General features: G+C 58.1%; 17 protein-coding genes and 1 pseudogene. 15 read left to right on the forward strand and 3 right to left on the reverse strand.

The window, feature by feature from the left end; translation table 11 throughout:
• The first annotated feature begins 57 nt into the window (after window positions 1-57).
• Together FDQ92_RS07850 and FDQ92_RS07855 are read left to right on the forward strand one after the other, a co-directional pair.
• A complete protein-coding gene (locus FDQ92_RS07850) occupies window positions 58-1,086 on the forward strand; it encodes an HTH domain-containing protein (protein ID WP_211341207.1) in 1,029 nt (342 codons plus the stop codon).
• Window positions 1,087-1,403: 317 nt separating this feature from the next.
• A complete protein-coding gene (locus tag FDQ92_RS07855) occupies window positions 1,404-3,284 on the forward strand; it encodes an AAA family ATPase (RefSeq protein ID WP_170180245.1) in 1,881 nt (626 codons plus the stop codon).
• A 293-nt stretch (window positions 3,285-3,577) separates the two neighbouring features.
• On the opposite strand, the gene FDQ92_RS07860 is transcribed toward FDQ92_RS07855, so the two are convergent.
• Both FDQ92_RS07860 and FDQ92_RS07865 read right to left on the reverse strand, forming a co-directional pair.
• Complete coding sequence (locus FDQ92_RS07860; RefSeq protein WP_246041621.1) at window positions 3,578-4,549, reverse strand: nucleotidyl transferase AbiEii/AbiGii toxin family protein; 972 nt, start codon at window positions 4,547-4,549, stop codon at window positions 3,578-3,580.
• Window positions 4,546-5,352 carry a type IV toxin-antitoxin system AbiEi family antitoxin domain-containing protein gene (locus FDQ92_RS07865; RefSeq protein ID WP_137424059.1) on the reverse strand — a complete coding sequence of 269 codons (807 nt, stop codon included), beginning with the start codon at window positions 5,350-5,352 and terminating at the stop codon, window positions 4,546-4,548. Before FDQ92_RS07865 ends, FDQ92_RS07860 begins: the two co-directional genes overlap by 4 nt.
• Window positions 5,353-5,529: 177 nt before the next feature.
• Between FDQ92_RS07865 and FDQ92_RS15230 the strand changes: the two genes are divergently transcribed.
• From FDQ92_RS15230 to FDQ92_RS07915, 11 genes and pseudogenes are all read left to right on the forward strand, one after another.
• Window positions 5,530-5,670: a hypothetical protein gene (locus FDQ92_RS15230; protein WP_170180102.1), complete on the forward strand. Its 141-nt coding sequence runs from the start codon at window positions 5,530-5,532 to the stop codon at window positions 5,668-5,670.
• A 71-nt stretch (window positions 5,671-5,741) separates the two neighbouring features.
• Window positions 5,742-6,245, forward strand: coding sequence for a gamma-glutamylcyclotransferase family protein (locus FDQ92_RS07870; RefSeq protein ID WP_246041622.1), 504 nt, complete (start codon window positions 5,742-5,744; stop codon window positions 6,243-6,245).
• A 196-nt stretch (window positions 6,246-6,441) separates the two neighbouring features.
• Complete coding sequence (mads1, locus tag FDQ92_RS07875; RefSeq protein WP_137424061.1) at window positions 6,442-6,654, forward strand: methylation-associated defense system helix-turn-helix domain-containing protein MAD1; 213 nt, start codon at window positions 6,442-6,444, stop codon at window positions 6,652-6,654.
• A 62-nt stretch (window positions 6,655-6,716) separates the two neighbouring features.
• A complete protein-coding gene (locus FDQ92_RS07880; protein ID WP_211341208.1) occupies window positions 6,717-10,091 on the forward strand; it encodes a helicase-related protein in 3,375 nt (1,124 codons plus the stop codon).
• A complete protein-coding gene (locus FDQ92_RS07885) occupies window positions 10,088-11,137 on the forward strand; it encodes a Fic family protein (RefSeq protein ID WP_137424063.1) in 1,050 nt (349 codons plus the stop codon). The genes FDQ92_RS07880 and FDQ92_RS07885 overlap by 4 nt, the downstream gene beginning before the upstream one ends.
• Before the next feature lie 81 nt (window positions 11,138-11,218).
• Window positions 11,219-11,452, forward strand: a pseudogene (locus tag FDQ92_RS16220) (virulence RhuM family protein); the annotation flags it as partial.
• A gap of 247 nt (window positions 11,453-11,699) precedes the next feature.
• A complete protein-coding gene (locus FDQ92_RS07895; protein ID WP_137424064.1) occupies window positions 11,700-14,648 on the forward strand; it encodes a DUF1156 domain-containing protein in 2,949 nt (982 codons plus the stop codon).
• A 10-nt stretch (window positions 14,649-14,658) separates the two neighbouring features.
• Window positions 14,659-15,894 (forward strand): AAA family ATPase, encoded by a 1,236-nt coding sequence (locus FDQ92_RS07900; protein WP_170180246.1) that lies wholly within the window; start codon window positions 14,659-14,661, stop codon window positions 15,892-15,894.
• A complete protein-coding gene (locus FDQ92_RS07905; RefSeq protein WP_137424066.1) occupies window positions 15,887-16,495 on the forward strand; it encodes a DUF4276 family protein in 609 nt (202 codons plus the stop codon). Before FDQ92_RS07900 ends, FDQ92_RS07905 begins: the two co-directional genes overlap by 8 nt.
• Window positions 16,496-16,508: 13 nt before the next feature.
• Window positions 16,509-19,292: a DUF499 domain-containing protein gene (locus FDQ92_RS07910; RefSeq protein WP_137424067.1), complete on the forward strand. Its 2,784-nt coding sequence runs from the start codon at window positions 16,509-16,511 to the stop codon at window positions 19,290-19,292.
• 78 nt (window positions 19,293-19,370) lie between these two features.
• A complete protein-coding gene (locus FDQ92_RS07915; protein ID WP_137424068.1) occupies window positions 19,371-20,018 on the forward strand; it encodes a hypothetical protein in 648 nt (215 codons plus the stop codon).
• A gap of 507 nt (window positions 20,019-20,525) precedes the next feature.
• Here FDQ92_RS07915 and FDQ92_RS07920 read toward each other — a convergent pair.
• Window positions 20,526-21,158 carry a nucleotidyl transferase AbiEii/AbiGii toxin family protein gene (locus FDQ92_RS07920; protein WP_137424069.1) on the reverse strand — a complete coding sequence of 211 codons (633 nt, stop codon included), beginning with the start codon at window positions 21,156-21,158 and terminating at the stop codon, window positions 20,526-20,528.
• 124 nt (window positions 21,159-21,282) lie between these two features.
• On the opposite strand from FDQ92_RS07920, the gene istA reads away from it, so the two are divergent.
• Together istA and istB are read left to right on the forward strand one after the other, a co-directional pair.
• On the forward strand, window positions 21,283-22,773 hold the full coding sequence (gene istA, locus FDQ92_RS07925; RefSeq protein ID WP_137424070.1) for an IS21 family transposase: 1,491 nt from the start codon (window positions 21,283-21,285) through the stop codon (window positions 22,771-22,773).
• Window positions 22,770-23,561 (forward strand): IS21-like element helper ATPase IstB, encoded by a 792-nt coding sequence (gene istB, locus FDQ92_RS07930; protein WP_137424071.1) that lies wholly within the window; start codon window positions 22,770-22,772, stop codon window positions 23,559-23,561. Before istA ends, istB begins: the two co-directional genes overlap by 4 nt.
• The last annotated feature ends 239 nt before the right edge of the window (window positions 23,562-23,800 follow it).

Below are 23,800 nucleotides of genomic sequence, written 5' to 3' on the forward strand. Positions count from 1 at the left end.
ACATCTTGCACACCCTCATCGACCGAGATCGGAGTATTCATGAGAGGCAGCGGAGATATGAGCCAACCCGATGACCAAGCCCGCAAGCGCCCGAAACAGCGCAAGTCGGTTTCATCCTTGTCGAGCAAGAAGCTCTGGCAAACGACCGGCAAGACACCAGCCGCCACCGTGAGCGCCCAGCTCTACTCGGACATAAAAAAAAGCGGCAACAAGTCGCCCTTTGTCCTCGTCGCCTCGCAGACCTTTGGACTGCGCGAACTGGGCGCGAAGCCGTCTGCCGTGGAGAAGTCCTCTTCCGGAACGCCATTGGTGGAGCCGAAAGTAAAGGCCTCCGCCAAGGTTTATTCCTTCGCGGTGGCAGCGGAGAAGGTTTTGGAGCAGTTCAGCAACAAGCGCCCCATGCATTTTCGCGACATCACCAAGAAAGCTCTTGAACAGGGCTGGCTCGACACCGAGGGCAAGACCCCGGACGCGACCATGGGCGCTCAAATATACACCGCGATCAAGCGGGCCCAGCGGCGAGGCGAACAGCCGCGTTTCGTCCAGGACGGGCGAGGCGTCTTCGGCCTCAGGAAATGGATGGGACATGGCCTGTCCTACGAGATCGAACAGCACAACCGGCAAGTGCGACAGGCTCTCCGCAAACACCTCTTGGGATTGAAACCAAAGGAGTTTGAGGAACTCATCGGCCTTCTCCTGGTTGAAATGGGCTTTGAAGACATTGAAGTCGTCGGGCGAACCGGCGACGGCGGCGTGGATGTGAGGGCCACGCTTGTTGTCGGCGACGTCATCCGCATCCGCATGGCCGTCCAAGCCAAGAGGTGGAAGATCGGCAACAACGTTCAGGCCCCGGACGTTCAGCGCGTGCGTGGAAGCCTCGGTACCCACGACCAGGGCCTCATCATCACCACCAGCGACTTCAGCCCCGGCGCGTGCAGAGAAGCCGAACGCGCCGATGCCGTCCCTGTGGGCCTGATGAACGGCGAACAACTCGTTACGCTTCTTGCGGCCCACGATATCGGGGTGATGCGCCGATCGCAGAGCATCATCGAGCTGGACGAGGGGCAACACGGGGAGAAGGCATGACCACGCATCTATCGGTACGGTTGGCATGGCATGACCGGTCTTGGGATGGTCACGTTTGTGACCTGCCACACCTCAACGCTCACTGCATAGTCCATCAACATATACGTGACTCGCGGAATGATGAAAAGGAGCGCGAAACTGCCGGCAAACCGCTCGCCGAGTTGGACGGGTGGTTGCCGCCATGCTCCCGCGATCCGGCCGCCTATGCCGCCCGCGGATTTACCATCGTCCATCAAGACCCGCTTGAGTTTCGCAAACTACCGGCGGTCTCGGAGAGCATCCCTCCGTATTCATCGTGCCCGGCTCCATACCGCTGGATGCGCGAGGAGTTTTTCCAAGAAGTCTGCGAAGCGGAAGATCTGTCCATTCGAGGGCCGGACAATCCCCGGAGTAACGGCTGGGTTTTTGAGCCGGACCGTCAACGGGAACTTCTCAAGCGGTTCTGGGGGAAGTTGGAGCCAAAGAATTCCCTGGTCTTCTACTACTGCAATCATGGCAACCCTCTCGACGAGAACGCACCCCGCATTGTTGTCGGCGTAGGAAGGATCGCCGAGGTGGGGCCACAGTTCTACTTCGGCACAACGTCCAAGTATCAAGATCAGTATCCGGTGTGGTCGCGTCGCACTACCCAAGCCTACCCTGACCAGGGAGTGCGCATACCGTACCAGGAGTACCTTCGGGACGGCCATCGGGCGGACGACATCATCTGTCGAGTCCCCCGGAACGCGCTTCTTCCCTTCTCCTACGGCGGGGAGCATGTTTCTGACGATGTTGCGGTTGCCATTATAGAACGCATCATCCAGTGTGTGGAGCGTGTTAAGGTCGAGGGGCACGTTGCTGCGGATTGGGAACGCCGTCTCTCCTGGCTTAATGACGCACTGGCCGAGGCCTGGACCGGCCGGGGCCCGTTCCCCGGTGCCGGTAGCGTACTCCAGTATCTCGGGTTCTCAAAGGGAACCTCGTTCCAGCGAACCGTCCTTGCACCTATGGCGAACCAGGGCAAGAACTCATGGGAGTACGTTCTGTCGATTCTAGGCGGGAAGGCCGAACCAGACGCGGGCCCTTACAAAGCTGGGCTGCTCAAGGCGAGAGAGCGGTGGGGACTCCTTAAGTCCCGCCATGCGCTCTTGTCCAAGCTTGCCCGGTTCGAGCTTTCGCCAGGCCAGGTCCAACGAATCGCCAATCCGGACCAGCGGGCGGCGAGTGGCATCGACGCCAACGAGGACGCGCTGGTTGCCAACCCCATACTTGCCGAGAGCGACCTCGGGGCGGCGGATTCAGATCCCGTGGCCTTGGAGACGGTCGATCACGGTCTACGGCCCGAGGGGAACGCCTCACTGTTTGCAGACGATGACGAAGTTTCCCACGACGATAGGCGCAGGGTTCGGGCAGTGGGAGTCGCGGTCCTCCAGGAGGCTGCCAGCAGCGGGGACACGGTCCTGACGTTCGGCGACTTCCTGAGCCGCATCATCGACCGTTTCCCAGAGCGCCGAGCGTGCCGACCGGACCGGGAGATTGTGCTGGCCGAGATTGATTTTTATCAGCGGCTCCTCTGGACGGCTCTCGATTCAGATCCCGAGCTGGTTGCGCTCAAATACCTCCAGTCGCTGGAACAGGTCATCGCCTCGATTATCAAGCGGCGGGCAAAGAAGGTGAACCCTGCGGCCGATCCACCGATTGAGTGGCTTGGCGCGCTGAAGGGGCTCTTTGGTGAACCGAAGTCCGACCGTGAACGAGTGGCACTGGACGAGAAACAAGTCGCACTCAGCACGTTGTTCTCTCGAAGATTGAGTGTGTTGACAGGAGGTGCCGGCACCGGCAAGACATCGGTCCTCAAGGTATTCCTTCAGGAGTTGGTCCGCGCTGAGGGACGGCATCCGACGCTCTTGCTGGCCCCGACCGGGAAGGCTCGTGTTCGGCTCTCCACAAAGACCGAGCGCAATGCAATGACCATCCACCAGTTCCTGCTGAAGCAGGGCTGGTTCATGCCTGACATCTTCGTACTCAAGCCACAGAGCGATCAGAGGCCCTACCAGGCGACCACCGTTATCATCGACGAGTGTTCGATGATCCCAACGGACCTTTTCGGGACGCTGCTGCGCGCCCTCGACTCGGGCCCGTTGAGTCGTCTGATCCTTGTGGGTGACCCCAACCAGCTACCACCGATTGGTCCGGGGAGCCAAAATTCAATCCGCTGATTTCAGCGGTTCTTATTTAACGCAAGACCCCGTGGGGTGATCCCCTCGGGGTCTCGTCGTTTCCGGCGTGCCAACGCCGACTTACGCCCGCCCGCACATTTACCCTGATTCTCTATTTCGAAACCCAGCGCCTGGGGTTCGGGTGCAACCCTGGGGGTTGCGCGCGCTCTCCGAAAATGTCCTTTCCGAATTCTCCCGTTCTCCGTTTTTCGAGTCGCCTTGTTTAACAGCCCGGTTGCATCCGGGCACCCGCTTGGATATTTCGAACAACGCCGGGGTGCATATGTCGGGATTCAGGGCAATCCCTTATGACGCCGCACGTTAAGCGCCTTCCATTCGAGAAGGGGCTGGGATTGTATGCGTCGCTGAAGAGATTCGTCGGCGGTCAAAAGCGTGGGGTCGATCACTCCTCGGTCCAGCAGCAGGTCCAAGAACTTACGCTCGGAGTTCGTGAAGGGCAATACTACGGATAGACCTTCACGGCATTCCCTTACAAGGCGCGACCCGTATTCGGCTGATTCTGCTTGGACCTCGGCCGCATTGACGCGCAGCGTAGGGGCCAACCGCCTGGCCAAATCCATGGCGTCGAAGTCCACATCGTCCGAGGAGACCGTCCTCCAATCCTTCCTGTTCATCGCGCCGTAGACCATAAATCCGATACGAAGGCGGTGGGAATCGAGGTTTTTCATTCGGAGAATCCGATGGCTGTCGAACAGGTCCCGCGCCTGTCTACGCGAGAGCAACGCCGCGAGCTTCCCGGCCGCCAGTTCATGGCGATCCAGCACGGGAATCCCTATGGCCCGCCAAGTCCCGACGGCATGAGAGTCGCTGGTCACCACCGGCCATAACGGGACACGGAACATGAAATTGATGTCCACTTCGAGGTTCCCGCTCCGGCCGGGGGCGCTTTCATACCGCAACGACCACTTGCCTCCGGCGTGTTCTTCAGGCATCCGCCTGACGGTAAAGCCCTCCCGAGCGAAGACCGCTTGAACAGCCTGCTCGACCTTGGGACGCTCGGCGAGCATGCCGTCACGATCTTCGGCTCCCACGTAGTTCAGATCGATGTCGACGGAGAGCCGGGGAACATCGAAGACGAAAAGATTCAAGGCCGTTCCGCCCTTGAGGACCAACTTCCCTTTGAGGAAAGGGTGGCTTCGCATGGCATCGAGCAGCCCAAGCAGGTGAGCGACCTTTTCGAGCACATCCGGTCTGAAGCCCGTTGCCTGCGCTTCGGGGGCCAGCTTCTCTGGGGAGATTTTCATAGTACCTCCCCCCATGCCCGTTCGAGCACTTCCCTTGGAACTACCAGGTTCCATTTCGATACGAGGCGACCGGATGTCCGCTTGGCTCGGTCCAGATAATGCGGTTGCCGGGGCCGCAGATCGTGAAGCGCCTTGAGGTGACGGTCCTCCACCATCAACGGTTCGCGGTGCTGTTCGAGAAAGAACCCCACCTTCGCCCCGGTGGTCGCGTTTCCGAGCAGGAGCGCGTACTCCACGACCTTGTCGAGGTCGAAGAACTCGACCGACTCCAGCGACCGCCAGATTTCCTCCCAGCTTCCCGAAAGGTCCGGACGATCCAGGACGTCCACCAAGGTCCGCTCCAGGCTCGCGACCCGTAGCTCCATTCCGGCGCGCTCTGGGGTCGAAACGCCGACGTGGACTTTTCCCGCGCGGATGAGAGCCTGTGGAAACCTGGTTCCCCGGAAAACATGGGAGCGGAACGTCAGAGGTCCAAGCGGGCGGGATGCCGAGTACGTGATGTGTGTATAAACCGAGTAAGCCTTTCCGTGAAACTCCAGCGCCGTATGGTGCGACAACACCGAATCCGGCGTCAGCTTCGCGGCGACGAGGAACGGATCGACCGGATACGAATCGGTGTCCGCTCCCGGCGGGATGACGGCATACAATCCGCGGCGTACCCGAACGACGTGTCCAGCCTTCCGGTGGTACGCCAGGAGCGCCTCCTGGGCCCGCCCGCCGACGTCACCATGGGAGGACAGATGTTGGGCCAGTTCCTCTCCGGTGAAAACCGGGTGCTTTCGGAAGAACTCATCATGTTTCATTTTCGGCATCCTTGACCTTGTTTCACGTTACCCACAACAATACCATGTTTTTCTCGTAACAATGTCAAGTAAAAGTATGGGTTTGTTGACATCATCACGCGAAACCCACTGGAACTGCGCTGGCATCCCCGCCGCAAGGCGGTCCTCTACGCATCGGACCCCGCGTATCTGGACGCCGTGCTGGCGGAGGAAAAAGGCTGGCGTGAGCTTCCGGTCCCGCCCATGAGCCTGGTGGTGTTCCGGCGCGGGGACCTGGCCGGGTACTCGGTGGAGCCGTTCGAGTTCGTCGCCCAAGAGAGAAAGCGGGCGGAACCATGACAGACACCCCAATGAACCCCATGAACCAGGCAATGAACCCAACAGAACCCTTGAAGCCGAACACAAACGGAATGCTGAGACTCTTCGTCTACGGCACCCTGAAGCCCGGTTTCTGGAACCACGACCGCTTCTGCCGGGGAGTCCTGGCGGTGGAGGACGCCGTGGTCCGCGGCCGCCTCTTCGAGACATCCTCCGGAATCCCGGTCCTGCAGGTCCCGGAAGAGGACATCCTCGCCGTCGGTACCACCAACCCGCGCGCCGACGTGGCCACACAAGCGCACGTGACGGCCCGCGTGTCCAATCCCGAGCCAACCCCCGACCGGCCCCCGAAGAAGGGCACAGGCGCGCCCTGGGGCGACGTGTACGGGGAACCCCTCACCTTCGACGACCCCGAGACCCGCCTCCCGACCATCGACCGGCTGGAGGGATTCTACCCCGGCGGTCCCTGCCTCTACCGCCGCGTTCTGGTACCGATCCTGGTAAATGGAGCGGTTCTTCCGGCTTGGCTTTACGTGGGTGAAAACCCAATGTCGAGGAGGTTCACGCCTCTCGGCGAGTCTCGGTGGCCCCGGTAGCCTCCGTTCGGTCAAATCCGGAGAAACTCGGAAAAACCAGTTGACAGGCACGCCGACTTTTGTATGATATAATTCAGTGTGTTCCGGTTACGCTGGATGAAATCCGATGAAGTTCATCCGGCAGCTGCCGATCCGACAATCGACAAGGTGTAGGCATTCAGACGTGGGACGAGAAATGAATCCACTGGAGTCAGTGATGGAAGATCGATGGCTCTCCGTAGATGAGATAGCGGCCTATCTCGGGATCAAGCGGGATACGGTCTACAAATGGATTTCTGAAAAGCAGATGCCCTCGCACCGGATGGGCCGCCTATGGAAATTCCGCAAGGAAGAAGTGGATGAGTGGGTGAAGACAGGCGGAGCAGATAATAGCCGTATTGACGATAGCGGGAAGGCTGAGAAGAGATGACAGCTTCAAGCGATTCAATACATGAAGGGTGTATTTTAACCGGCTCGCTCTTTAACGAACCGATGCGGGTAGAGACGGCGCGCACCAGCAATGACGGGACTTGGACTGTCGGTCTTGTTGGCACGCACACCGAACGTTTCAGAAAGGTTACGCTTACAAATCAGGACATTAAAGGGCTAACCATCCTTGACTCCGGTTTCACTTTCGATGGCGATGGCCATCTCCTTCGTTTGGGTCTTCAAGCATATTCGCTCGGCATCGCCTGGGAATTCGATCCCTATTTCGGCCTTTCGATTTCAAGGGTCGACCCGCTACCTCATCAGCTCGAGGCCATCTACGACTATCTTCTGAAACTGGCGCGTGTCCGTTTCCTGCTTGCCGACGACGCCGGAGCCGGAAAAACAATCATGGCCGGCCTCCTCATACGTGAACTCCAACTGCGCGGGCTTGCCAAGCGGATTCTGATCGTCTGTCCTGCCAACCTGTCGTTCCAGTGGCAGCGGGAACTGAAGGAAAAGTTCGATGAGAAATTCCTCGTCCTGAAAGGCTGGGACATTCGTGACCAGTTCGGTGTCAACCAATGGCTGGAACAGAAAAAAGTCATCACGTCGCTTGACCTTGCCAAGCGGACAGAAATCCTGCCGGGATTGAGACAGGTCCACTGGGATCTCATTATCGTAGACGAAGCCCACCGCATGTCCTGGACTCCCCCTGCCCGCAAGACGGCGCGCTACGCCCTCGGAGAACTCCTACGGGACACATCGGACAACATTCTTTTGCTGACAGCAACACCGCACAAGGGTGATCCGGCCAATTTTTCACTATTCCTGCAATTACTCGATGCGGATGCCTATGCTGATGTCCGCTCCATCCACGAGGCCATGGAACGTCGCCGCGCACCGTTCTATCTTCGCCGCACGAAGGAGGCGATGGTCTATTTTCCCGAACGGCGGACGGACGGAACCTGGGCAGCAGAGAAGATTTTCACAAAGCGCATTCCGCACACGGTCGACTTTCAGATCGATGGTCCGGAGTTCGATCTTTACCGAGAGATTACCCGTTTCGTTAAGCGCCAGAGTGCGAAAGCCGCCGCCCAGGGCGACGACCCCCGCGCCCGCGCGGTCGGTTTCTTGATGTCCCTCTATCAGCGCAGGCTGGCCTCCAGCACCTACGCCATGCGGCATAGCCTGGAAAACCGGGCGCGCAGATTGGAAGAAGGTATCAAGAAGGCCCAGGAACTGGCCCGACAGGCTCCACCCGACCTTCCCGATCCGGATGAGATCGAGGAAATGGAGGAAAACGAGCGCGAGCGGCTAGAAGAGATGCTTGAAGCCATCACGCTCGCAGGAAACGCCGAACAAATCCGCGAGGAGATCGCGGAACTTCGCGGGCTTGCCAAACAGGCCCAGGCCGTTGAAGATTCCGATGCGGAAGCAAAACTGTCAAAGCTCAAAGACCTGCTTCATCAGGAAGGCTTCTTTGATCATCCTGAACAGCGTTTGCTGCTCTTTACCGAGTTCAAGGATACCCTCGACTATCTTGTCGGAAAACTCAAGACATGGGGCTTCAAGGTCGGCTGCATCCATGGCGGTATGAAGCCGGGCTCCCGCGATGAGTCGGGTACGCGTCTTTACTCGGAGCAGCAATTTCGTGAAGGCGCAATCCAGGTGCTCGTTGCAACCGAGGCGGCAGGAGAAGGCATCAACCTGCAGGTCTGCAATATTCTTTTCAATTACGACATCCCATGGAACCCGAATCGCCTTGAGCAACGCATGGGACGCATCCATCGTTATGGTCAGCGGAAGGACTGTCTCATCTTCAATTTCGTGGCTACAAACACCATTGAGGGGCGGGTTCTTCAGCGACTCTTGGAGAAGCTCCAGGAAATTCGTGATGCGCTGGACGACGACGCAGTCTTCAACGTTGTCGGAGAAGTTCTCCCCGCCGCGCATATGGAGCGCGTACTTCGGGACTACTACTCAGGTAAACTCGGCGATGCCGACCTCGAAGAACGTCTCCTTGAGAACGTTGACGAAGGGCGTTTCCGGGCAATATGCCAAAACGCGCTCGAAGGTCTGGCGGCCAAGAAGCTCAACTTGGAGATGCTGATCGAGCGTCGGGCCCGGGCACAGGAACGCCGCGTGGTCCCGGAAACCATCGCTCGTTTTATTCGCGAGGCGTCCGAATACGTTCCGCTTAAGTTAAAAATCATAGAGGGTTTGCTTCATACCTTCGAGCCTGCCCGGACACCGCCGGCACTTCAACGGCACGAACGTGAACCGGACTGGAAACTTCCCAGCCTGGCGTCGAGGTATCCACGTTGCTCCACCGACCGTGAAGTCGCTGAAACCCACAACCTTGAATGGATCACCCCCGGTCATCCCCTCTTCGAGGCCCTCCGCAGGCATGCCTATAACAAAGCGGCCGAAGCGTTCGGAAAAGGGGCATGTTTTTATTCCCTGCAACACGAGAAGCCTTCACGTATCGACTTCTATCGTGCCCGTGTAGTAGACGGACTCGGCCATATCGTTCATGAGCGTCTTTTTGCGGTGGAACTTATCGGCGACGGTGAGCCAAGGCTTCGCGAACCTAACATGCTGGGGAACTTTTCGCCTGCGGAGCCTCCAGAGCAGATACCCGCTATTGCCGCGGAGCCCGAGCCATCAGAGTGGCTGCATAAGAGCGCACTTCAGCCGTTTCTCGAGGAAACACGGGAAGAGCGTTTGGCAGAGGTGCAACGCATTGTCGAACATGTCGAGCTGTCCTTGACCGAGCTGCTGCAGCGTGCGGATGAAGAAATCGGAAAAGCCAATGAAGATAAGGAAAAGGGCATTGCCGGCGCAGATGGCCGTTTGGCTCAGGCCGAAAACCGACACGCTGAACTCTTGGCCCGCCGAGAACGGCGCAGGCAGGAGCTGGAACGTCAGCGGTCGCTGTCCCTGCAGGCAGTGGAACGAATAGCGAGCGTCCTTGTCCTTCCTCATCCCGAGCGGGAGGCGCCGGATGTGCGCCGCATGCGACCGAACCTGGAGACCGAGGCCACCGCCATGCAAGTGGTGATGGAACATGAGCAAGCCCAGGGCCGCCAAGTTTACGACGTTCACGAAAAGAACCTGGGTTACGACGTTACCAGCTTGGACCTAAACTCCGGCGAGTTGCGGCTCATTGAAGTCAAGGGTCTATCCGCGGCGACAGGCACAATCCTCCTCACACCAAACGAAAGGCGCGTGGCCGAGGACCGCCGGGATTGCTACTGGCTCTATGTTGTTACCAATTGCGCCACCCATCCGATCCTGCAGGAGCCGATCAAAGACCCAGCCAGATTCCCCTGGCAGGAAGTGACCAAGGTCGCCCACTACTGGCTCGAAGTAAACGCCATGACGAGACCGATGATGGTCAGGGAGGATCGTGCGCCATATGGAAGGGAAAAGCCATGATAACCCTGCGGCTTTTTTCCCACGAGTTCGAATCCGTTCCGGCCGCCACTTCCTGGTACCTCGCCGATCTCGGCGAGGCGCGTGGAAAACAGGAATTGTTCACCCGCCAATCGCCGCAGCGTCTCAAGGTTCTCCGGGAGCACGCACTCATTGAAAGCGCTGTTTCATCAAACCGGATCGAGGGCGTGGAAGTCGATCAATCCCGAATCGCCACCATCGTTTTCGGCCGGCCTCTGCTGCGGGACCGTGACGAGGAGGAAGTCCGGGGGTACCGGCAGGCCCTGACATGGATTCATGAGCAGGGCGAGAAAATTCCGATATCGGAAGAAACCATTTTACAACTCCACCGTATGACACGCGGGGAGATCTGGGATGCGGGAAAATACAAGGAAAAAGATGGCGACATCATCGAAAAGTTTCCGGATGGCAGGTCGCGGGTCCGCTTCAAGACGGTTCCGGCTAAGGACACGCCGATCTGCATGCGGGATCTTGTCGAGTTGTACGACGATGCCGTCAAGGATCGAAAAGTCCCGCCTCTTGTCCTTTTAGCCGCCTTCAACCTGGATTTTCTGTGCATCCATCCGTTTCGTGACGGCAACGGCCGGGTGTCCCGGCTTCTGATGCTCCTTCAATGTTACCATCTCGGTATCGAGGTCGGGCGATATATCAGCCTGGAGCGCCTTATTGAACAGCACAAGGAACGTTACTACGAAACCCTTCAGCAAAGCTCCCAGGGCTGGCATGAGGGCAAGCACGACCCGTGGCCATACATCAATTATCTCTTGTCGATTTTGAAAATGGCTTACAAGGAATTTGAAGACCGTATGGGCCGGATCAAGTCTCCACGAGGCGCTAAAACGGGATTGATCGAAAAGGCCGTGAGGGATTTTTCTTCGGAATTTTCGGTAAGCGATTTGGAGAGAGCCTGTCCGGGTGTAAGCCGGGATATGGTTCGCAGGGTCCTTCGGGATCTTCAGGCCAGAGGTGATGTCGAATGTCTCGGGCGAGGCCCCGGGGCTCTGTGGCGCAAAAGGGAAAAGAGGTAATATCCTTAAAAGAGGGTAATAAAGAGGGTAATATCGAATGTTTTGGGTAATGAATTGGGCAATAACAAAGAATTGTATCCCATGACAAAACTTCCTGACAAAGCACCCCGTTCCGATCTTCTTCTATATCAAACAGAGGACGGCCGCACGCGCATCCAGGTGCGGATGGAGAATGAAACGGTCTGGCTGACGCAAAAGCTCATGGCCGATCTGTTTCAGAAAGATGTCCGAACCATCAACGAGCATATCCGGAACATTTACGAGGAGGGGGAGCTTTCACCAGAGGCAACTATCCGGAAATTCCGGATAGTTCAAAAACATGCCGGCAAAATCAGCCATGAGGCGGCCATCGAAAAAGCACGCAACGAATACGAAAGGTTCCGGAAACAGATGCTGGACGCGCCCTCTCCCGTGGAGCGGCATTTTATAGAAGCGGTCCGGGAGGTCAAGAAACTGGAGAAGGGCAAACCAAGAAGCATAAAGAATATGCGAAAGCACAGTGTCAGGAAAGGGAGTAAGGGATGAAACATCGATGTGCGGTTCATAATCGAGGACAAAACGGATGATCCCCAAGGAATGCAAGCGCCTGGCGGAGGTGGACTTCGCCTTGTCGGCCGTCAACGACGCCTGCGTCGAGGAGAACAATCGCAAGACCCGCGTGGCCAGCGGCCACCTCTCGCTTCTCCACTCGTGGTGGGCGCGGCGACCGCTGGCCTCCTGCCGGTCGCTCCTCCTGACGCTGCTTCTTCCCGACCCGTGCGACCCGCTTTGTCCGACGGAATTCAAGGCAGCGGCGCGCAAGGCGCTCCAGCAGCACAGGAAGGTCGGCCCGAAGGACGCCGACATTCAGAAAGCGCTTCTGGCCTTCGTGGCCGACATCGCCAACTGGGATATCGTGCGCGTGGCGGGCTACGTTTCTACGGCTCGCGAACTGGTAAAGGCCGCACACGGTTCGGTTCCGCATGTCTTGGACCCGTTCTCCGGCGGCGGCTCCATCCCGCTGGAAGCCCAGCGTCTCGGTTGCGAGGTGACCGCCTCGGACGTGAACCCGGTCGCGTGGCTCCTCCTCAAGATCGCTCTCGAATGGTGCGGCCGCAAGGGGCAGGAACTCGCCGACCTCTTCGAGGAATGGGCCGAATGGACGCTCAAGGAAGCTGAGAAACGCCTTGTCGAATACTATCCGGCGGACGCGCAAAGGCGGAAGCCGCTCGCCTATCTCTGGGCGCGGACCGTGCAGTGCGAGGCCGCCGGGTGCGGGGCGCGGATTCCGCTCGTCCGCAATCTGGTGCTCTCAACATCAAAGGGCCGGAAGAAGGCCCTTCGTATCGTTTATCAGAAGGGCTCACTTGAGCCGCGCGTCGAGGTTTTCATGCCTTCCAGCGACAAGGAAGTCGAGCGCGGCACGGTCGCCGGGAACAACGCCACCTGCCCGAAGTGTCACATGGTCACGCCACGCGAGCGCGTTCAGGCGCAACTGCGCGATAAACGCGGTGGAGCGGATGACGCGGTTCTACTGGCGGTGGTTCGGGGAAATACAAGTGGACATGGGAAGGATTACGAGGCACCGAATCGTCACGACATGGAGGCCTTCTTCAAGGCGGCCACAAAGTCTAAGTCCATCAAGATCGAAATGCCACCGGCTCCGCCGGAGGGCGACACGGGTTTCCGCCCTCGTCCATACGGCATCACCAACTGGGCCGACGTCCTCGCCCCGCGCCAGCGGTTCTCGCGCTGGGTGTTGCATGAGGTCATCGAGGACGCGCTCAAGGAAGCGGCCAAGAAGACCAAGGACAAAGACCTGCTCGACGCCCTCGCCGCCTGCCTCTACGCGGCCTACTCGGACAACGGGCAGTACCACACCTCGCTCTGCGTCTGGCTCTCGGAAGGTGTAAAGTCCATTTTCATACAGGGTTCCGGCGTCCCCATGCGCGCCGACTTTGTGGAAGGCAATCCCTTGAGCCCGAACTGCGAGGGGCTGGGCTACTCCATCCGTAGCGTCCAGAGCGCCCTGCGAAACCTTTCCGCCATCCGCTACCAGCCCTCTTCGCCGCTCCTGGCGAACGTGCTGGATGCGGTCCTGCCGGAGGAATCGGTGGACGTGGTCTTCACTGATCCGCCCTACGCCAACCAGATTCCCTACGCGCACCTCTCCGATTTCTTTTACGGCTGGCTCCGCCTTGGGCTTCGAAACCGCCTGCCGCAGGCTTTCACGGCCCCAGAGACCGAGAAGGCCCGCGAACTGACCGAAAACCGCGCCGTCAAGGACGGCGGCGTGCATGACCGCCAGTGGTACGAGAGTCACATGTATGAGGCTTTTGCCCAGATGAAGCGGGTCATCCGCGAGGACGGTGTGGCTTCCGTGGTCTTCGCCCACAAGGACACCGACCGCTGGGAGGCGCTCGTCTCGGCGCTGGTGCAGGCGGGTTGGCGCACGACCGGCTCGTGGCCCATCGCCACCGAACGCAGACAACGAATGCGCGGCCAGGGCTACGCGGCGCTTGAAACCAGCGTCCACCTCGTCTGCCGCCCGCGCCCCGACGATGCGCCGGTAGGCGACTGGGGCGAAGTCCTCCGCGAGCTTCCCAATCGTGTCGGCGACTGGATGGAACGTCTCCAGGGTGAAAACATACGCGGGGCTGACTTGGTTTTTGCCTGCATCGGGCCGGCACTGGAGATATTCAGCCGATACCGAAAGGTTGAGACTGCCGACGGCAGCGAGGTCAAGCTCACCGAGTACCTGAAAAAGGTCTGGGAGGTCGTAGGACGCACGGCCCTCGAACAAATTCTCGGGACAGCAGAGGCCCGGGCTCGAAACGGCATGGCAGGAGTCCTGGAAGAGGATGCACGTTTGACGGCTCTTTTCCTCTGGACGATCCAAGCCACCAATGGGAATGATGAAGGGAAAAGTAAAAAGGAAAAAGGTAAAAGTGATGAAGCAGAAGATGAGACTGATGATATAGACGACGACGAAGATTCTCCGAGGGGCAAAACCAAAGGCTACAGCCTGGTCTTCGACGTGGTTCGCCGTTTTGCGCAGCCTTTGGGCATTGATCTTCCAAAATGGGAGGGCCGTGTGATCGAGACGAAGAAAGGCGTGGTCCGACTCATGGCGGTTTCAGAACGGGCAAGGCAGCTTTTTGGCTCCGCAGGCATGGAGTCTGCGGTTGAAGAGCTTCTTGCACCTTCGCCAACAGGTCAAATGATGCTTCCCGGCTTCGAGGAATCGGCAGCCGATAACAAGCAAAAAATACGGAGTCGGGGACGGGGTCGGCAAATCAGCATTGATGATCCCGCTGAAATGGATGCGTCTGCCACCACCCTCGACCGGGTGCATGCAGCCATGCTGCTTCAGGCCGGCGGGCAGGCCAATGCCTTACGGATGCTCATCAAGGCCGAACAGGATCGCGGTCCGGACTTCCTGCGCCTGGCCAATGCCCTGTCGGCGCTCTATCCGTCAGGGAGCGAGGAAAAGCGCCTGCTGGATGCCATGCTGTTGGCGGCGCCGCGATAAGGAGAAAGTCATGCTGAAACGATTGCATGTTACGAATTTCAAGTCCCTTGCGGATATGACCATCGAACTGCCGCACTTTACGGTATTATTCGGGCCGAATGCGGCCGGCAAAAGCAACTTCCTTGATGCTGTCCAGGCGCTTTCGCGCATTGGAACGCTGAGAACACTTTCGGATGCGATGTCGGAACCCATTCGCGGATATCCCATCGAATTTTTCTCCTTTCCCCCGGGAGGCTTGCAGGACCTGCTGAATTCAAAAAGCCCGAAGTTTTCTCTCGAAGCAGATCTGACGGTCGGGAGCAGCTCCTACCGCTACCGTGTGGAGGTTGCCATAGAACCCGATTCGGGCGGCTTAAGCGTGAAGGACGAATATCTGGCGCAGCTTGGCGCCAGGGGCGAACCCAAGGGACGGCCATCCATCGAACGGGTGGCCGATAGTCTCCACATCCGCAGAAAAAGTAAACCGGCCCATCCACGTCAGGAAACGGTCGGACTGAATCACTCCATCCTTTCGGACCAGAGGCTTGGAGGCGTCGAATACCGAGCCATCGAACGGGCACGGCAGGAACTATCCGGATGGCGGACATATTATTTGGATCCCCGTGTCGCCATGCGGGCGGCCCAGCCGCCCTCCGATGTTCAGGATATAGGTGTGCTCGGTGGTGAGATCGCACCTTATCTCTACCGGCTTCGCGCAGACTATCCCAAGCATTTCCAGGCGGTATCTCGAACACTTAAATCACTGGTGCCTAATGTAGAAAGGATGGACGTCGATCTGGACAAACGTCGGGGCACACTCGACATCCTGGTTCGTCAGGACGGCATCGATTATTCCTCCCGAATTGTCTCGGAAGGCACCCTGAGGGTGCTGGCCTTATGCGCCATCGCGGTCAATCCCTGGGGCAGTTCACTGCTGACATTCGAGGAACCTGAAAACGGTGTTCATCCCCGACGGCTCGAGCTGATCGCCGATCTCTTGCTGTCATTGGCCGTGGATGGAAACCGGCAGGTAATTGTCACCACGCATTCGCCGCTCTTCTGCGATGCAGTATTGCGAAGAGCGCGATCATATCCAACCCAGATCGGGTTATTCAATGTGCGTCGCAGAGGGCATGCAACCGTGGTTCGATCCTTCGATGTCTCTGGGCCGCTGTTCAGAGATTTGGAAATTGCGCAAGCGCTGACAGCGGGTACCGAGGACGGACTGTTCGAGAACCTTTTGCTGCGGGGGGTGCTCGATGAATAGATCTCTGATTGTCGATCTTTTTGTCGAAGACCGCGCACACGAGGAGTTCCTCAAGCCCCTTATCCATCGGATCGCTCGGGATGAAAATGTTATCGTCACCGTCCGGCCGCGATCAGCGCGAGGAGGTCACGGACGCGCCATTCGCGAGTATGAAGTTTACCAGAAGATACTGGAAAAGGGCCTGATGAGCGATGAGCAGCCGGATGTGATCGTCGTCGCCATCGACGGCAACTGTGCTACATTCAACAAGAAGCGGGACGAAATCATTGACTCAACCAAGGCATTGTTCAGGGAGCGTCTCGTTACCGCATGTCCTGACCCCCATGTCGAACGATGGTATCTGGCAGACCCGGAATCGTTTTACCAAGTCGTTGGAACCATGCCGAAGGTCGAAAAGCGTAAATGTAAACGAGATTACTATAAAAACATTCTTGTTCAAGCCATTCGAAGCGCTGGGCATCCAATCAACCTCGGCGGGATTGAATTCGCCCCGGAATTGACCGAGGCGATGGATCTGTATCGGGCAGGCCAAAATCATCATTGTCTGAAGGCACTCATTGATGGATTGAGAGCCAAATTCAGACAGGCCGACCAGGCATAGGAGAGGGCTCACTATGGAACCGTGGTACAAGATCGCTACGCCGCGCAAGGAAGTCCGCGAGGGCCGGTCGTTCAACCCGGATGAATTCGCCATCCACCTCGAGCAGGTCATCGCCAAGACTGCCCCGGAAGATTACCGGGAACCGGCCAAGTTTTTCAGCCGCACATGTTTTACCCGGGCGCTTCGTGAACACGCTGGCATGGTGCTGCGTCGGCTCTCCGGCGAGACGGTGAATACCGCACCGGTCATGACCCTGATTACGCAATTTGGCGGTGGTAAAACCCATACACTCGCGGCGCTTTATCACTTGGCAACCAATGGGGAAAAAGCGGCGGAATACTCAGGTGTCGGAGAACTGCTTTCGGAAGCTGGCATCAAAACCGTGCCGGCGGCGCGTGTCGCGGCGTTTGTGGGCAATGCCTGGGACCCCCGGGAGGGTCGGGAAACGCCCTGGATCGATGTGGCATGGCAGCTTGCCGGGAACGAAGGGGTCAGGGAACTCGGCCCTGCGGCGAAGACAACACCGCCGGGGACCGAGGCCCTTGCCCGTGTTTTTCAAGCGGCGGGCGGACCGGTACTTCTGCTTTTTGACGAGGTATTGAACTTTCTAAACCGCCATCGGGGTATGGCGGAGCAGTTCCATGCCTTCATTCAGAACCTGACCGTGGCCACCACCGGCACCACACAGGGCGCGGCGGTCATCAGCCTGCCGCGCAGCCAGGTCGAGATGACCGACTGGGATATGCAGTGGCAGGACAAGATCACGAAGGTCGTCCGCCGGGTGGCCAAAGACCTCATCGCGAACGATGAAACCGAGATCAGCGAAGTGGTGCGCCGCCGACTGTTTGAGGACATCGGCAGCGAACGGGTTCGAAAAGCCGTCTGCAAGACATATGCGGATTGGTGCTTTGAACGTCGCGCCCAACTCCCGCCGGAATGGACGGCAGTGGACAGCGCCGCAACAGAGTCCAAGGCAAGAGAGTATCTGCGCGGTCGTTTTGAGGTTTGCTACCCATTCCATCCGGCTACCCTTTCTGTGTTCCAGCGCAAATGGCAGGCCCTTTCGCAGTATCAGCAGACCCGCGGGACCCTTGCCATGCTCGCGCAATGGATCTCCTGGGCATATCGCACAGGCTTCACTGAAGCCCGGCGAGAGCCGCTGATCACCCTTGGGTCAGCGCCTTTGGAAGTCCCGGAGTTTCGAAGTGTTGTGCTCGGACAGCTTGGCGAATCCCGGCTTGTGGCGGCCATCGATTCTGACATTTCCGGAGCACAGTCTCACGCCAGGTCGCTGGATGTGGATACAAAGGGCGCATTACAGAACATTCACCGACGCGTAGCGACAACCATTCTGTTTGAATCCTCAGGCGGACAGATTGACAAGGTGGCACACCTGCCGGAGCTGAGATTCGCCCTTGGGGAGCCCGAGGTCGACACCACATCCGTGGACACAGCGGCCTTTTCTCTCGAAGACAAGTCGTACTTTATCCGGCGGGTCGGTTCGGACGGTTTCAAGATCAGCCACCAGGCGACCATGAAGAAGGTGGTGAGCGACCGGCGGGCATCGCTGGACGAAGACACCGAAATCAGGCCGGCCATGCGGATAATTATCCAAAAAGAGTTTGACCGAGGGGCCAGCCTTCCGATTGTGCCCTTCCCGGCAGATGGGGCCTCCGTACAGGACACACCGAAACTCACACTCGTTGTGGTCGAGCCGGAATCAGAATGGACGGGCAGCGGCCCGCTGCGATTGCAGATAGCGGAATGGACAAGACAGCGAGGAAAGTCGCCGAGGCTTTACCCCGGATCGCTTGTGTGGTGCATAAGAAAGCCTGGGCGCGACTTCAGGGAAAAGGTGGAGTTGTGGCTCGCCTGGAAGCGGGTGGCCAAGGAGATCGCAGAGGGAACGCTCGGCGGGGACTTCGACCGTGCTGATCGGGCGGAACTTCATGCCAAGGTATCCGATGCTGAAGATGCCGCCAAAGACGAGGTCTGGGGAGGATATCGATTTGTGGTCATCGCTGACCAGCAGGAGCCGGATGGTCTTAAGACCATCGACTTGGGGGCCGGGCATTCAAGTGGCAGTGAAACACTTTGCGGGCGCATAATCACCGCGCTGAAATCTCAAGCCCTGCTCAATGAATCCGTAGGGGCCGGCTACATCGAGCGGAACTGGCCCCCTGCGCTACGGGAATCAGGTGCCTGGCCGCTTTCAAGCCTCAGACAAAGCTTCCTGAATGGATCATTAACACGTCTTCTTGATCCGGACACGATCCTCAGAAGCAAAATCGTCGAGTTCGTTTCAAGGGGTGACTTTGGGTTAGCCTCGGGCGTGAAACCTGATGGCAACTATCAACGCGTGCTCTTCAGAGAGACTACTGATCCAGCGGATGTCACCTTTGAATCCGGTGTCTTCCTTCTTCTGAAGGCCAAAGCGATTGGATTTAAGGCCCCACCAGAACCGGTTCCGCCTGGCAGTGAAGAACCGGTTTCGACGCCGGAGTTATTGCCGCCGCCCGAGCCCGGACCGGGATCAGAGCCGCCGTGCCTGCCGGCAGGCAGGGAACCTGCACCAGACCTTGGCACAAAGGCATTTCGGATTCATGGAGATGTTCCACCCGAGATATGGAACCGGCTTGGGACTAAAATCCTGCCAAAGCTGCGGAGTGGCACAGACCTTAAAATCGGTATTGATTTTTCAGTAACCATCGACCGGCAACTCGAAAGAACATTCGAAGCCGATTTGAAGCAGATATTTGAAGACCTCGGCCTGACAGGACGCGTTCAGTTCGAGTAGATACCAGAGGCTGGGTAAAAGCATGCAGATAGTCTTGAGCAGAGATAAGACATGAGAAGCTGAGGCAGGAGAAGACTGATGACTGGCCCAAGGGAAAGCTCGAAAAAAGCAGCATGGTCAGGCCGTGTCGTGGCCGTCCAGCCCCGCATCCGGCTCACGCGGTCTTTCGATGAGCGGTCCCACAGTTACCTGGGGTACGTGCTTCATATTAACGGGATTTGCGGCAGGGATGCCGGCGAATTTCTGATTGCGGTCGGTGAAGCTGCGCACGAAAAGCACCGGTTTCAGACAGGCATGGAACTGAGCGGTTACTCCGTGCCGGTCGAAGACCCCCGCAAGGAGACGGCGGCGCTCTACAAGACGAGCGGGCTCAAGGTCGTCAGGAATGCCGAGGGTGAAACTCCTGCCGGGCCGCCTTTCCTTGGAGTGCCTCCGAACCTGGCAACCTACCGCAGCCGTGGGCATCGCCGTCTGAACACCCGGACTTATGATGCCAAGTGCACGACCTGTATCTGGGGCTGCCGGATGCCGGTGGAAATGATCATCGACCAGTGGAATCCGTCAAAAAAGCAGTACCGGTTCGAAACCTTCTGCTACGGCCCGAAAAGCTGCCCCTTTTACCGGCCCGGGCCCGTGCGCAAGGTTCCGGGGCGCAAAGGCATGTCCTACACCGAGGAGGACTGGGTCGACGAAGACGCCACCGCCCACCGGGGTCCAAATGATTGAGGATTGAGGAACTTGCGACAAACTCACGACTCGACTTGCAACATACCCATTGGGTAGAGTAGTTGGGAAAATGAGATTGACGCCGCTTCCGGTCCGCCGGGAACGGCCCGCTCTTTGATAATTCGTGATATTAGAAAAATTTAGGGACCTGAAGGCTAATGGAGAATGGTTATGAAGAGGGTTGCACATGGGGAGCCAAAATTCAATCCGCTGATTTCAGCGGTTCTTATTTAACGCAAGACCCCGTGGGTTGATCCCCACGGGGTCTTGTCGTTTATGCCCTGTCTTCGCCGACTTACGCCCGCCCGCACATTTGCCCTGATTCTCCATTTCGAAACCCAGCGCCTGGGGTTCGGGTGCAACCCTGGGGGTTGCGCGCGCTCTCCGAAAATGTCCTTTCCGAATTCTCCCGTTCTCCGTTTTTCGAGTCGCCTTGTTTAACAGCCCGGTTGCATCCGGGCACCCGCTTGGATATTTCGAACAACGCCAGGGTGCATATGTCGGGATTCAGGGCAATCCCTTATGACGCCGCACGTTAAGCGCCTTCCATTCGAGAAGCGGCTGGGATTGTATGCGTCGCTGAAGAGATTCGTCGGCGGTCAAAAGCGTGGGGTCGATCACCCCTCGGTCCAGCAGTAAATCCAAGAACGCCCGCTCGGGGTCCGTGAAAGGCAGCACGGCGGATAGACCTTCACGGCATTCCCTTACAAGACGCTCTCCGTATTCGGCCGGCTCCGCTTGGACCTCGGCCGCATTGACGCGCAGCGTAGGGACCAACCGCCTGGCCAAATCCATGGCGTCGAAGTCCACATCGTCCGAGGAGACCGTCCTCCAATCCTTCCTGTTCATCGCGCCGTAGACCATGAATCCGATACGAAGGCGGTGGGAATCGAGGTTTTTCATTCGGAGAATCCGATGGCTGTCGAACAGGTCCCGCACCTGCCTGCGCGACAACAACGCCGCAAGCTTCCCGGCCGCCAGTTCATGGCGATCCAGCACGGGAATCCCTATGGCCCGCCAAGTCCCGACGGAATGAGAGTCGCTGGTCACCACCGGCCATAACGGGACACGGAACATGAAATTGATGTCCACTTCGAGGTTCCCGCTCCGGCCGGGGGCGCTTTCATACCTGGTTTTGATAACCTAAAATTGACCAGGAAAAGGGGCGAGTGATAACCGAAAATTGACCATCTTGGGCGGTTGTCCTCCTGGTAAGTTGGCGTGAACAGAAGCCAACGAGAAGGGAGGAAGAGGAGTGCTCAAGATGGACCAGTACGAACTGATCAGGACGGGGTACCGAGTGTACGGGAAGAGCATCAGCGAGCTGGCACGTCTGACAGGTCATTCCCGTAATACGGTGAAGAAGGCCATTCGGGGCGAACCTTGGGGATACAGGGAGCGTGAGCATCAGGCGTTTCCGGCCTTGGGGGAGCATCTGGCGGTGATCGACGGGTGGTTGGAGGGCGACCGGGATAAACCTTGCAAGCAAAGGCATACGGCGCGTCGGATCTACCATCGGTTGATTGAAGAACAGGGCTTTAAAGGCAGTGAATCCACGGTGCGCCGGTATGTGAGGCTGGCCAAGATGCAGCTTGGGATGGGGGGTTCCTGCGCGTTCATACCCTGTGATCCCGAAGCGGGCTATGAAGGGGAGGTGGATTGGGGCGGTGCGATCGCGCTGATAGGGGGCGAGGCGCAGCGTCTGAAGTTTTTTTGCATGCGCAGCAAGTATTCGGGCAAGCACTTTGTGCGGTTCTATCCCTGCGAACGGCAACAGGCGTTTTTTGATGGCCATGAGCAAGCGTTTGCGTTTTTCGGGGGAGTTTTCCCGATTCTGATTTACGACAACTTGGCAGCAGCGGTTCGCAAGGTCATGCGGGGCAAAGATCGTCAGGAACAGGAAGCCTTTTCGAAGTTTAAGGCCTATTACAGTTTCGATGCGCGCTTTTGCACTCCCGGCAAGGCCCACGAAAAAGGAGGCGTTGAGGGCTTGGTGGGACTGGCTCGGCGCAACTACATGGTACCGGTTCCGGAGGCCGAAAGGCTCGAAGAGCTCAATGAAAAGGTTTTGCAGCAGTGCTTATCCTACGGGAGCCACAAGATGGCGGGCCGAGATCGGACCGTGAACGTGTTGTACGAAGAAGAAAAGAAGCACCTTTTGCCCCTTCCGCAGGAAGGCTTCAGCAATGTGAAGTGTTTGGATGGGCGCGTCGACAAATACGCCACGGTGGTCGCGGACAAGAATCGTTATTCGGTACCGAGTGCTTACGCGGGTTTCAAGGTCAAGGTGCTGCTTTACGTGGATCGGGTGGAGATTTTCAGCAACGGGAAAAAGATCGCCGATCACGAGCGGATGTACGGCAACAACAAGTGGTGCCTCCATGCGGATCATTATCTTGAGCTGATCCAACAGCGGCCGCGGGCATTCCATAGCGCGAGGCCCATTCGGCAATGGCGGGAGAGTTGGCCGAAATCCCTTCATGTTCTTCTGGAGCGGTTTTGCCAGGCCCAGGGAGAGACGAAGGGGATCAAGGATTTCGTCAATGTGCTCATGTTGTACCGAGATCATTCCGCCGAAGCGATAGAAACCGCCGTAGAGCTGGCCGGCAAGAACCGAGTGAGCACCAGCGAAGGCGTCCGTCACCTTCTGGCCCCAAAAGACAGCGGCGACGGCACCATCGAGTGCTTGAGCGGCTGGCCATCGTTGCCTCCCGGCGATGTGGCCGTCTACGGGCAACTGGGAGGTGTGTCATGAAGCCGAGCACCTTGGTGGCTTTGCAGGCCAACCTGAAGGCGTTGAACCTTTCAAGAGTGGCTCAGAACCTGGATGTTTTGCTGCGTCAGGCCAAAGAGGGCGGGATCGGCTGTGATGAGTTTCTTCTGGAGTTGACGCACGCCGAACTTCAAGCCAGGGCGGAAAGCCGGCTGAGTCGGCGAATCAAGGAATCCAGATTCCCCCTTCTCAAGCCCCTTGAAACCTTCGATTTCGATGCTGTACCGGACCTGGATGTGAGGCTCTTTCGAGAGCTTGTGCAGGGCGACTATATCCAGCAACGGCGCAACGTCATTTTCCTTGGCCGAAGCGGCACCGGCAAGACCCATATGGCGACGGCCCTGGGGATCGAGGCCTGCCGGCAAAACTATCGGACCCGGTTTGTGACCTGCTACGGGCTGGTCAACGAACTGGTGGAGGCCAGAGAACAAAGAGCACTGCAGCGTTTGATCCAAAAATACGTTCGCTACGATCTGCTGATCCTGGATGAACTGGGCTACATTCCGTTTTCCAAAGAAGGTTCGGAGTTGTTGTTCCAGGTCTTGGCGGAACGCCACGAGAAAGGCTCCGTGATCATCACCACGAACCTTGGGTTTGCCGATTGGACCCAGGTCTTTGGGGATCCAACTATGACGGCCGCCCTGTTGGACCGTCTCACCCACAAAGCCCATATCATCCACTGCAGCTGGGAAAGTTACCGCCTCAAACAGAGCCTGAGGTCCAAAGCCAAACACACGGAGCAAAGACCTACCCATGAAAGTGTCGCCTAGAGCCGCCGCTTCGGGCCGCCTCCGACGAGTCTCGGTTGGACCCATTCTCGGCGGCCCTGCGCGGCTCAGATCGTTGCCGGGCGGAAGTAAAACCCAAGCCGCACACCGCGGCCACATGAGCGAGAAAGCTGTAGACACGCGAGGGACCCACAGACCCTGGATCAGGCAACTTTGAGGAAGGGGTGCCCCGCATGCAGCAAACGCCTCCCAGAAAATTCAATGGCAGGGTGGCAAACCCC

Source organism: Desulfoglaeba alkanexedens ALDC (assembly GCF_005377625.1).
Taxonomy (GTDB): Bacteria; Desulfobacterota; Syntrophobacteria; order Syntrophobacterales; family DSM-9756; genus Desulfoglaeba; species Desulfoglaeba alkanexedens.